Source organism: Cellulosimicrobium composti (assembly GCF_009711085.1).
GTDB lineage: Bacteria > Actinomycetota > Actinomycetes > Actinomycetales > Cellulomonadaceae > Cellulosimicrobium > Cellulosimicrobium composti.
In genome coordinates, this window is sequence record NZ_WMKA01000023.1 from 45,987 (window position 1) to 57,427 (window position 11,441).

The following is an 11,441-nucleotide window of genomic DNA, read 5'->3' on the forward strand; positions in this document are numbered from 1 at the left end:
GGCGCGCCGTGCACGGTTCCCACAACCGGTTGGAGGGTTCTCACAACGCCCACCCGGGCGCGTGGGGGCGGTGTCGTCGACCGCGCACAAACGGGGCCCGTACGAGGGCCGCGGGTGCACCCCGAAGGGCTTGGCACTCTCGGGGTGAGAGTGCTAATAGTGGAGGTGTAGCCACCCGCGAGGTGCCTGCCTCGCGGGAGCACCGATGCGGTCCCGGACGGTCCGGGACCGACCGACGAGGAGGTGAGAGGTGTGGCTGCGATGATCGACCCGTTCTCGACCACCTTCGACGCGATGGACCGCCTGGTCGGGCAGCTCGTGTCCGGGGTGCGCTCGACCGCGTCCGCGGCCGCCGGCATGCCGCTCGACCTGTTCCGCACGGGCGACCACTACGTCCTGACGATGGACCTCCCCGGCGTCGACCCCGGCACGATCGACGTCTCGGTCGAGGACCGCACGCTGACGATCCGCGCCGAGCGCAGCCCGCGGACCGACCCCGACGTCCAGTGGCTCGCGCGCGAGCGGCCGACCGGCACCTACGCGCGCCAGCTCACGGTCGGCCGGGGCCTCGCGCTCGACGAGATCACGGCCTCGTACGAGGACGGCGTGCTGTCGCTGACGATCCCCGTCGCGGAGGAGGCACGGCCCCGTCGGATCGAGGTCGCGCACCACGCCGGAGGCGGGGCGCCGACCCAGATCACGTCCGGGGCCGAGTCCCAGGCGGCCGAGAGCTGACCGCTCAGGCCTCGCCCGGGAGCGCCTTGCGGACGACGATCCGCGTCCAGGCGCCGAGGTAGATGCGGTCCCCGTCGGCCAGCTCGCGCCGCTGGCCGGCGGGGACCGGGTCCGTGGGGAGCGGCTCCCCGGCCGGGCTCACGTACGTGCCGTTCGCGGACTGCAGGTCCTCGACCCACCAGCGCTGGCCGTCCGTGCTGAGCTGGCAGTGCCGCCGCGAGACGCCGGTGTCCGCACCGCAGTCGACCTGCGGGTGGATGCCGCGCGACACCGACGGACGCCCCACGAGCACGCTGCGCTCGCGCAGGACCACGAGGCCCGGGAGCCCGGCGGACGGCATCGGGTCCTCGGGCTGTTGCGCGGCGTACCAGTCCGGGTCGATCCAGATCTCGGCGACCCACTGGTCCGGCCCGGGGACGGGCGGCGTCGGCAGGTGGGTGCCCGACGTCGCGGGCTCGCCCGCCTCACCGCCGGTCGTGCCCGCGGGCGCCTGGCCCGGCAGCGGGGGCGGCGTCGCCGCCGACGCGGGCGACGGCCCGGGGTCGCCCGGCGCGGGCGTGCCCGGAGACGGGGCCGGGGCGCTCGACGACGGCGGGGGCGTCGGGGCCGACGGCGGGTCGAGCGACAGCGCGGACGGCGGCTCGACCGGGTCGGGCAGCGCGCCCGTCGTGAAGTCGTACCCGCAGTTCTCGCAGAACAGCGCGCCCGGAGGGGCCGCGAACCCGCAGTGCGGGCACTGCGCGGGCTCGGCCGCGGGGGAGGCGGCCGACGCGGCGGGCGACGGCGCGCCCGCGGGTGCCGCGGCCGGCGTCGACGCGGCGCCGATGGGCTCGCCGCACACGTCGCAGTAGTCGGTCGACTCGGACGGGTGCCCGTTGGGGCAGACGACGGCGCTCACCGGCGGACCCGCGTGGTCTTCGTCGAGGCCGTGTCGAGGGCCATCTCGTCGAGGGTCGACGTGTTGCGCTTGAGCCGCACGGTGCCCTGCTCCTCGTTGTCGATGTCGACGACCTTGCGCAGGCGCGAGGTCGCCTCGTCGTTGCCGGTCTGCTGCGCGAGCTGCACGGCGCGCCCGAGCTTGACGGTCGCCGTGGCCTCGTCGCCCGCGGCCTTGGCCGCCAGGCCCTCCTGGATGGCCGCCGCGAGCTCCGTCTGGCCCGTGTAGTGCGCGACCTCGGGGTTGATGCGCGTGGTGAGCGACTCGTCGTCCGACCACTTGGCCTTGACCAGCCCGGACGAGACGACCTCACCGTTCACCGCGAGCTGCACGCGCGCGGCGAGCTGCTCGGAGCCGACAGGCTTCGACCCGACGCGCACCGCGACGTGGTAGTCGCGCGACTCGTCGCCCCACGAGCCCGTCGGGTAGGCGCCCGTGAGCGGGTTGACCTCCGCACGACGGTTCGTCAGGTCCTCGACCGTGGGTGCGACCTGGCGCACGAACAGGACCTGCGCCCCCTGCGGGGCCCACACGCGCAGGTCGGCCGACGCGACGCCGCGCGCCATGGACGCCCGCATGAGCTTCTCGAAGTCGGCAGCGATCTCGGCCGGGTCGGCGATGAGGTCCACCGTGCCGAGCAGCGCCGTCGAGATCTCGCGGAGCTCGTCGACCTGCCATCGCGAGCCCACGCCGCGTGCGTCGCACTGGAAGTGGCCCGTGACGTCGCGGACCGCGGCCGAGAGGTTCGCGCGCGGCTCCGACTCGTTCTTGCCGTCCGTGAGGAGGATCGCGTGCCGCTGCGTCGCCTGCGGGACCGTCGCGAAGAGCTGGTCCGCGAGGCGCAGCCACGTGCTCATCGCCGTGCCGCCGCCGGGCGTGAGCATCGAGATCGCGCGCTTGGCCTCGGCGCGCGCGCCCGGCTCCATCTGGACCATCGCCATGCGCGCGTTGGGGTAGGGGAACGCGCGGTTCGCGACGTGGCTGCCGCCGACGATCGCGAACCACGTGCCGTCGAGGATCTGGTCGACCGCGACCTGCGCCGCGTGCTTCGCCGCCTCGATGTTGCGGCCCGACATCGACCCCGACGTGTCGACCATGATGATCTCGGCCACGCCGCCCGCGCCGCCGCCGGCGCTCCCCGCGCTCCCCGCCCCCGTGCACGTCACGGTGACGATCGCGTGGACGTCCGTCGCGCCCTCGGACAGGAACTCGTTCTGGTAGACCTCGGCGGCGAACTCGGCCATGGGGGCTCCTTCGGTGGTGCGGGTGTTCGTGCAGGCTATCGGGTCGTCGGGCCCGGGCGCGCGGCCCGGGTCAGGTCGTGGGGATCGTCGTCTCGAGGTCCGGGTCGAGGCCGTCGGGAGCGGGGGCTGCGGACCGGACGAACCGTGCGAGCGTCGCGGTGATGTTGTCCCGCCCGCCCTGCGCGTTCGCCCAGTCGACGAGCGCGCCCGCGAGGGCCTGCGGCTCGCCGCCGACGCGCTCGTGCGTCGCGCGCACGAGGCCGGCGAGGTCCGCGGCGGGCGAGCAGTAGTTCCACAGCCCGTCCGAGCACACGAGCACCCAGCCGTCCCGGTCGGGCAGCGTCGCGGCCGTCCGGGCCACGGGGTCGGGCGCGTCCGGCCCGAGCCAGCGCGTGATGGCGTGGGCCTGCGGCGACGTCTCCGCCATCGCGCGGGGCACGCCCTGCGCGATCATCTCCTGCGCCCACGAGTCGTCGACGCTGAGCTGCCGCGCCTCGCCCTCGTCGGGGACCCAGTACGCGCGCGAGTCGCCCACCCAGCCCGCGACGACGAGCGGCCCGTCGACGACGGCCGTCGCGAACGTGCACGACGGCGGGTTCTCCCGGTCGGCCATGTCCCCGACGGTCGCGAGGATCGCGCTCTGCGCGGCCCGTGACGCCTCGCCGACGAGCGCCGACCAGGCGCCGATGCGCGCCGACGGCTCGCCCGTGACGGGCGCCGCGCCCTCCTGGGAGCCCGAGGCGAGCACGTCACGCGCCGCGCGCGCGGCGGCCAGGCTCGCGACGTCGGAGTCGGGCGCCGAGGAGACGCCGTCGCACACGACGAGCGCGGCGAACGCGCGCTCGTCGTCCGCCGACGGGCTCGCGGCGAGCGCCATCGCGTCCTCGTTGCGCGAGTGCCGCACGCCGCGGTCGCACACGCCCGCGACCCACGCCGCGGGGCGCTCGGCCCAGTGGTCGCGCTCGGACGCCGCGGGCTCGCCGCACTCCGTGCAGTACCCGTCCTCGGCGACGGTGCCGCCGCACCGCACGCACGGGCGCGCCGCGGGCGCCGCCGGGTCGGACGTCGCCGGCTGGGTCGCGGCGGCGTCGTCCGTCGCCGGGTCGTCGTCCGTCGCCGGGTCGCCGGTCGACGCCGGGTCGCCGGTCGCCGGGTCGCCGGTCGACGTCGGGTCGCCGGTCGGGGCAGGGTCGCCGCCCGCGGGCGGGAGCGGCGCGAGCGGCGTGCCGCACGCCTCGCAGAACCGGGCGCCGTCGTGCGACGGCTCGCCGCACGCCGGGCACGCGAGCACCGACGACTCGGCGACGGTCTCGCCCGGCGCGGTCGAGGAGGAGTCGCTCATCGGACCGTCCACCGCCGCACCTCGTTCGCGCGGTCGACGAGCACGATCCGCTCGTCGCGCGAGTCGGTGAGCGCGGCGAGCTCGCGGTACGCGCCCTCGAGCGCGTCGCGCAGGGCAGGCTCGTCCGCCGGCACGCCGGCGATCCGCGTCGTGGGCTCCGGACCGCTCGTCGTGACGGTCTCGAGCGCGGAGCGCAGCACGCCGACGGCGAGCTCGGCGCGCTCGCGCGGCGCGATCGACACCGCGGCGACGCTCGCCATGGCGTCGGCGAGCGCGGGCAGGCCGCGGCCGGACTCGGCGAGCAGGTGCGCGCGCAGCGTCCGCGACTCGACGTACGAGCCGCGCGTCGGCCCGACGAGGTCGAGAGCGTGCAGCGCCCCGTCGAGGTCGCCGCGCGCCTCGCGGATGCGCATGAGCCCGAACGCGGCGGGCGCCGTGTAGTTGGCGTCCGTGCGCGCGCAGATCACGTAGAGCGACTCGGCGATGTCCGGCTCGCCGCTCAGCTCGCACGCCGCGGCGAGCGCGAGCTTCGGCGCGAGCTCGCCCGGCACCTGGCCGTAGACCGCGTTGAACGACGCGCGCGCGGCGACCGCGTCGCCCTGCGCGAGCTCGCCCAGGCCGCCCACCCACGCGGCGCGCCACTCCCACGGGTCGTCGGCGAGGATCCGGGCGATCGTGTCCCGCAGCACGTCGAAGCGCTCGGCCTCGATGGCCGCGCGGGCGCGCGCGAGGCGCACCTCGACGGTGTCCTCCGGCGCGTCCGCGAGCGCGGCGAGCCGCGCGTCCGGGTCCACGACGTTGACGCCCGCGAGCCAGCTCGCCATGGGGTCGTGGTCGTCGCGCCGCAGCGACGGGAGCTCGTCCCACGCGAGCGGCCGGCCCGCGACGTCGGCGACCGGGGCCTCGAACAGCACCGACGCCGCCGAGTGCAGCGCGGGGTTGCCCGGCCCGGCGTCGGCCGCGACGACCTCGCGCAGGACGCCGAGGAGCTGCGTGCGCATCTCGTCGGCCGTCGCGAACCGGTCCGCCGGGTCGAGGGCGCACGCCTTGGCCAGCAGCCGGTAGAACGAGTCGTATTGCTGGAACACGGGCGTGTCCGCGACGGGCGGCAGCGACGCGACGTACGTCGTCGTGTTGCCGCGGAAGTCGAGCACGAGCGTCGCGAGCGTGCGGCCGATCGTGTAGATGTCGGACGCGACCGACGGGCCGACCTCCGCCACCTCGGGCGCCTGGTAGCCGACGGTGCCGAAGATCGCCGACGTCATGTCGTCCGCGCGCCGCACGCCGCCGAGGTCGATGAGCTTGACGCCGTCGCCCTGCTGGATGACGTTCTCCGGCTTGAAGTCGCAGAACAGCAGGTTGTGGTCGTGCAGGTAGGCGAACGCGGGCAGGATCGCGAGCACGTACGCGAGCGCCTGGTCGACGGGCATGGGGTCGATGACCCCGTTGTTCGCGTCGCGCCGCGCCTGGAGGATCTCCTTGAGCGACTCGCCGCCCACGTACTCCATGACGGTGTAGCCCGCGCCGTCGTGCATCGCGAAGTTGTAGATCTCGACGATGAGCGGGTGCTCGACCTCGGCGAGGAACTGCCGCTCGGAGATCGCCGCGGCGTACGCGTCGGGGTCGCCCGAGTTCAGCAGGCCCTTGAGCACGACCCACCGACCGGACACGTTCTGGTCCCGGGCCAGGTAGATCCAGCCGAGGCCCCCGTGCGCGAGGCAGCCCACGACCTCGTACTGCCCGCCGACCAGGTCGCCGGGCTTGAGCTGCGGCGTGAAGTCGAAGCGGGTGCCGCAGTGGGGGCAGAACCCGGACGTGCGCCCGGGCTGCCCGTCGCGACCGCGGCCCACCTTCTCGCCGCACGCGGGGCAGAACCGCTTGCGCTCGGCGACCTCGGGGACGGCCATGACGGACTGCAGCGGGTCGCGCACCGGCACCGACGGCACGGTCGTCAGGCCCGCGCCGAGGCCCCGGCCGCGCAGGCGCGTCGAGGACGTCCCGACGCGGCGGGTCGCCTTGGACCCGGTCGCGGCGGTGCGTGCCGAGCCGAGCGCGGTCGAGGCGAGGCGGCTCGAGCTCGTGCGGCCGGTGCGGGTCGAGCGCTCGCCGTCGGGGTCGGCGGAGCCGGGGGCCGTGCCGGGGCGGCCCTCGACGAAGCCCGTGCCGAGCATGGCCGACGGGGACGCGGCCGCGGCGCTGCCCGGGGCGGGCGCGCCCGTCGCGCTCGCGCCGGTCGCGGTGCCCGTGGGCGCGGCGCCGGAGCCGCCGGCGGGGGACCCGCAGACGTTGCAGTAGCCGTCCTCGATGGTGCCCGGGCAGCCGGGCTCCGAGCACGGGACGGTCGCGGTGGTCGTCACGACGACGCTCCTTCCGGGGTGGGCAGGTCGCGGGTGAGGAACTGGTACTGCTCGACGAGGAACCGGGCGAGCGTCACGTCGCACGGCGTCGCCTCGACGGCCTCGCGCGCCTCGACGAGGCCGGCGCGCACGGTGGGGGAGGCCGAGCGCCCGTTGGCCTCGGCCCGCTCCGCGAGCCGGTCGAGGCTGTAGCGCAGCTCGGCGCGCTCGCGCAGCGGCTTGGTGTAGGCGTCCTCGACGGTCTCGACGGCGCGCGCGACGGTCGCCAGGCGCGCGGCGTACGCGTCGAGCTCGAAGCGCGAGTCCGGCACGGGGCCGAGGCGCGAGACGTCGGGCACGGCCAGGCGCGGCGGGTGCGCGATCTCGCGACGGCAGCGCGCGACGAGCTCCCGGAGCGCGGGCTCGCGCGCCTCGAGCGCGGCGCGCTGCTCTTGCGTGCGCGCGCGGTCGCGCCGCAGCTCGCGCCGCTGCGCGGACGCGACGATGAGGTCGCGCTCGGCCCGCGCGACCTCCGTCTCGAGCTCCGCGAGCGGGCCCGAGACGTCGGCACCGCGCGCGGCCTGCGCGACGAGGTGGTCGAGGCGCCCCCGCAGGGTCTCGACGCGCCCCCGCGCGTCGGCGTCCGACCCGGCGAGGTCCTCGCACCGCACGAGCTCGGCGCGCACGCCGCGCAGGCGCGCGACCTGGTCGGCCGTGTGCGGGTCGAACGACAGGCGCGTGCGGAGCTGGACGACGAGCGCGTCGCACAGCTTGACGGCCTCGACGAGGGAGACGAGCGCGGCGCCCGAGCCCGAGTCGAGGCGGCCCCAGACGAGCTGGGAGATCCTCTCGCGCGCGACGGCGTCGGCCCGGCCCGAGTCCCACACGGGCCGGATCTCGTCGGCGCGCGAGCGGATCGCCTGCCACAGCGTGAGCGCGAGCACGAGGTCGGAGGTGTACGCGTCGGGCGTCGCGGCCGACTGCGCCGCGGCGTCGAGCCGGTCGAGCTCCGTGCGGCGCTCGTCGAGCCACGTCTCGAGCGCGGCGAGGTACGCCAGGAGGTCGGCGGCGGGGATCGCCTCGCCGAGCCGTCCCGGCGCCTCCGGTGCGGGCGTGCGCGTCACGGCGTGCGGCCGTACACCGCGGCCGGCGGGGTCGGGGCGGGGCCGAGGCCGCCGAGCCACTCGTCGTAGATCGCGGCCCAGCGCCCGTCGGACTTCATCTGCTCCAGGACGCCGTTGACGAACCGCACCATGTCCACGTCCTGCGCGGGCACGCCGATGCCGTAGGGCTCGTCGCTGATCGCCTCGCCCACGACCTTCGCGTACGGGTCCTGGGCCGCGAAGCCCGCGAGGATCGTGTCGTCGCCCGTGATCGCGTCGACCTTGCCCTGCTGGAACAGCACGAGGCACTGCGTGTGCGTCGTCGCCGGGACGGGCTCGATGCCCGCGAACTGCTCGAGGCGCGTGAGCGTCGTCGTGCCCTCGGGTGCGCACACGCGCTGGCCCTCGAGGTCCGCGATCCCGTTCGCGGTCGAGTCGCGCGTCACGAGCACCTTCTGCCCCGCGTGGTAGTACTCCGCGGAGAACGCGATGGACTCCCAGCGCTCGCAGGTGATGGTGAACGCACGCGCGACGAGGTCGACCTCGCCGTTCTCGAGCACGTCGAGGCGCTGCCCGGACGTGATGACGCGGAACTGCAGCCGGTCGGGGTCGCCGAAGATCGCGCGCGAGATCTCGTGGAGCACGTCGATGTCGAAGCCCTCGATCTGCCCGGACAGCGGGTTGCGCGCGCCCATGAGCAGCGTGTCGGCCGAGACGCCGACGACGAGCGAGCCGCGGTCGCGGATCTCGGCCATCGTGCTGCCGCCGGGCAGCGCCTCCGGGCCCGGCAGCGCGCCCTCGGGAGCGTAGGACGCGAGCGGGTCTGCGCACTCGGCCGGCGCCGCGGGCGCGGCGGGCGCCTCCTCGGCACCCTCCTGCGCGGGCGCCTCGGCGAGGCGCAGGTCGTCCGCGCCGGACGGCCCTGAGCACGCCGCGAGCGCGAGGACCGCGGCGACGGCGGCCGCGACGGCACCGCCGGTGTGGCGGCGCCGGGTGGTCCGGGCGGGGAAGGCGAGCGTCGTGGTCACCGGTACTCCTCCAGTCGTGCCGAAACGCCGCGCCACGCGAGCAGCGCCGCGACGAGTCCCGCCACGAGCACGAGCCAGCCCGCGACGGTCGCGGTCGTCGCCGCGCCGTCGAGACGGTCGCTCGTCGCGGCGGCGCCGGTCTCGATGTCGTCGCGCGCGGACGCGGAGAACGCGTCGAACGCGGCGTTGGGGCTCTCGGGGTCGGTCGCGGTCGCGAGCGCGACCGCCTCGTCCCACCGGCCGTCGTCGTCGAGCGCGCGGATCTCCGCGTGCCGGGCGACCCACGCGTCGAGGGCCTGGGCCGTCGAGCCGTCGAGGATGCCCTCCGCGGCGGCGGCGTCGAGCCGCGCGGCCGCGTCGTCCGTCGCGGTGACGAACGCCTCCTCGTACGCCTGGCCCGACCCGCGCTTGATGAGCGTGAACGCCTCCATCGACTTCGCGTCGTTCCCGAGCGAGTACGCCTGGGACGCGGCGAGCGTCGCCGCGTACGGACCCGTGCGCACGTCCTGCGCGCGCGAGCTCGCCTGCGCGAGCAGCACGGTGGCCACCACGCCCACGACGAGCACGACGCCCGTCGCGACCGCGAGACCCACGTTGAGCACGCGGTGCGTCCGGCGCGCGAGCCAGACCTGGCTCGCGAGCAGCACCGCGAGCGCGAGCAGCCCGCCCGCGAGCACCCAGAGCGCGTTGCGCACGCCCGAGAAGTCGGCGGCGACGCGGTCGGCGTCGTCCAGCACGACCTCGTCGAGCGTCGGGAGCATCTGCTCGCGCAGGATCGTCGACGCCTGGTCGAGGTAGGCCGAGCCGACGGGGAAGCCCTGGCGGTTGCTCGCGCGCGCCTGCTCCACGAGCCCCGTGTAGACCGTGAGGTCGGCCGCGACCTCGCCGAGCAGCGCGGCGTCGCCCTCGTTGCTCCCCGACAGGGTCGCGAGCCGCGTCGCGGCCTGGTCCACGAGGTCGTCGTAGCGCGCGCGCTGGTCGGCGGGCTCGAGGCCGCCGACGAGGAACGCGCCCGTCGCCGTCGCGTCCGCCGCGACGAGCGCGTTGCGGACCTCCTGGACGCCCACGAGCTGGGCCGCGTCCTCGCTCGCCGCCTCGAGCGCGCGCGACTGCACGCTGCCGGCCTGGAACCCGAGCACGCCCAGCGCGAGCGCGGCGAGCACGCACAGCGCCATGACGAGCCGCAGCTTGCCCGGGGTGCGGCGCAGCGCGCGCCGCGCTCGGGACGCGCGGGCGGTCGGCGCGGCCGCCGGTGCGGGCGCGCTCGTGCCCGGCGCTGTGCCGGGCACGGGGGCGGTGGGCTGGCCCGCCGGGCGGACCGGGGTGGTCGTCATGCGTTCTCCTCGGCGGTGGAGGGTGCGGTCTGGGGGGCGCCGGCCGGGTCGTGCCCGGCGCGCTCGGGGTCGGTCTGGTCGGCCGCGGTGGGGTCGCTCGCGATCGGGTCGGCCATGGCCGGGTCGCCCTCGGCGGGTTCGTCCGGGGCCGCGGGCGGGTCGAGCGTGGCGAGCAGCGCGGGGGCGCCCTCGCCGTCGACGACGTCGACCGGCAGCAGGAGGCGCAGCTCGTCGACGCTGGGTCGCGCGGTGTCGCGCAGGCGCCACGCGTGGCGCGCGACCGCCGCGTCGAGCACGTTGCGCGCCCAGCGCGCGTTGCCGAAGCCCTCGGTGCGTGGCTGCGCGGCGGCCAGGCGCTCGAACACGTCGAGCGCCTCGGGCGTCGGCTCGAAGTCGGCGCGGGACGCCATGCTCGCGAAGATGTCGCGCAGCTCGGCGTCGGCGTAGTCCTCGAACGTGATCGTCGTGGAGAACCGCGACTCGAGGCCCGGGTTCGTCGCGAGGAAGTCCGCCATCGGCCCGGGGTAGCCCGCCACGATGACGACGAGCTCGTCGCGGTGGTCCTCCATGTCCTTGACGAGCGTGTTGATCGCCTCCGCGCCGTACTGGTCCTCCGCGAGGCCGTACGCCTCGTCGACGAACAGCACGCCCCCGAGCGCCGTCGCGACGACCTCCGACGTCTTCACCGCGGTCTGCCCGAGGTACCCCGCGACGAGCTCGGAGCGGTCCACCTCGACGAGGTGGCCCTTCTCGAGCAGCCCGAGCGCGCGGTAGATGCCGGCGACGAGGCGCGCGACCGTCGTCTTGCCCGTGCCCGGGTTCCCGAGGAACACGAGGTGCCGCGTGAGCGTCGGGCGCGTCAGTCCCGCCTCCGCGCGCAGCTTCTCGACGCGCAGGAGCTCGGTCTGGCGATGGATCTCGTCCTTGACCCGGGCGAGGCCGGTGAGCGCGTCGAGCTCGGCGAGCAGCTCGTCGAGGGAGCGGACCGGCTCCTCCTCGGCGGCGGCCGTCGCCGCCTCGCCCGTCGTCGCTCCTGTCCCCGCCGTCCCCGGCTCTCCCGGCGTGGACGTCGCGTCCGCCGGGGCGGCACCCGGGCCCGACGGCGCGGCGTCGGCGGGGGCGGGCGCGCCGGGGCGGCCGGCGAGCGCGTCGAGGATCGACGCGACCGACGGCACCTCCGGCGCAGGCCGTCGCACGGCGTCGAGCGAGCCCTGCGCGGCGAGCAGGTCGCCGAGGTCGAACGGGTCCGCCCCGCCCGCACCGGGTCGTGCCGCGACCGCTGCGCCCGCGGCGGGGGACGTCGTCGGGCCCGACGGCGCGTGCCCGGCCCCCGGGACGACCGCGCGGCCCGCACCGGACTGCTGGACCGCGGCCGTCGCGGC

General features: G+C 76.4%; 9 protein-coding genes. 1 reads left to right on the plus strand and 8 read right to left on the minus strand.

Annotated features, from left to right (window positions below; all coding sequences use genetic code 11):
- Nucleotides 1-252: 252 nt before the first annotated feature.
- Nucleotides 253-735 (plus strand): Hsp20/alpha crystallin family protein, encoded by a 483-nt coding sequence (locus GJV82_RS11185; RefSeq protein WP_404812962.1) that lies wholly within the window; start codon nucleotides 253-255, stop codon nucleotides 733-735.
- A 4-nt stretch (nucleotides 736-739) separates the two neighbouring features.
- Here the strand turns inward: GJV82_RS11185 and GJV82_RS11190 are convergent, their stop codons facing one another.
- The 8 genes from GJV82_RS11190 to GJV82_RS11225 all read right to left on the minus strand — a co-directional run.
- A complete protein-coding gene (locus GJV82_RS11190) occupies nucleotides 740-1,633 on the minus strand; it encodes an FHA domain-containing protein (protein ID WP_318657538.1) in 894 nt (297 codons plus the stop codon).
- The gene (locus tag GJV82_RS11195) at nucleotides 1,630-2,916 is read right to left on the minus strand and encodes a VWA domain-containing protein (protein WP_155099271.1); all 1,287 of its coding nucleotides are present in this window, start codon (nucleotides 2,914-2,916) and stop codon (nucleotides 1,630-1,632) included. Before GJV82_RS11195 ends, GJV82_RS11190 begins: the two co-directional genes overlap by 4 nt.
- Before the next feature lie 70 nt (nucleotides 2,917-2,986).
- A complete protein-coding gene (locus GJV82_RS11200; protein ID WP_155099272.1) occupies nucleotides 2,987-4,258 on the minus strand; it encodes a PP2C family serine/threonine-protein phosphatase in 1,272 nt (423 codons plus the stop codon).
- The gene (locus GJV82_RS11205) at nucleotides 4,255-6,615 is read right to left on the minus strand and encodes a serine/threonine-protein kinase (RefSeq protein ID WP_318657539.1); all 2,361 of its coding nucleotides are present in this window, start codon (nucleotides 6,613-6,615) and stop codon (nucleotides 4,255-4,257) included. The genes GJV82_RS11200 and GJV82_RS11205 overlap by 4 nt, the downstream gene beginning before the upstream one ends.
- A complete protein-coding gene (locus GJV82_RS11210) occupies nucleotides 6,612-7,718 on the minus strand; it encodes a hypothetical protein (RefSeq protein WP_318657540.1) in 1,107 nt (368 codons plus the stop codon). The genes GJV82_RS11205 and GJV82_RS11210 overlap by 4 nt, the downstream gene beginning before the upstream one ends.
- Entirely contained in the window at nucleotides 7,715-8,725 is a 1,011-nt protein-coding gene (locus GJV82_RS11215) for a glutamate ABC transporter substrate-binding protein (RefSeq protein WP_318657541.1), read from the minus strand. The genes GJV82_RS11210 and GJV82_RS11215 overlap by 4 nt, the downstream gene beginning before the upstream one ends.
- Nucleotides 8,722-10,059, minus strand: a complete 1,338-nt coding sequence (locus tag GJV82_RS11220; protein WP_155099273.1) for a hypothetical protein — start codon at nucleotides 10,057-10,059, stop codon at nucleotides 8,722-8,724. The genes GJV82_RS11215 and GJV82_RS11220 overlap by 4 nt, the downstream gene beginning before the upstream one ends.
- Nucleotides 10,056-11,441 (minus strand): AAA family ATPase (locus tag GJV82_RS11225; protein ID WP_155099274.1); only part of this gene is annotated, 1,386 nt, incomplete at its 5' end. The genes GJV82_RS11225 and GJV82_RS11220, both read right to left, overlap by 4 nt.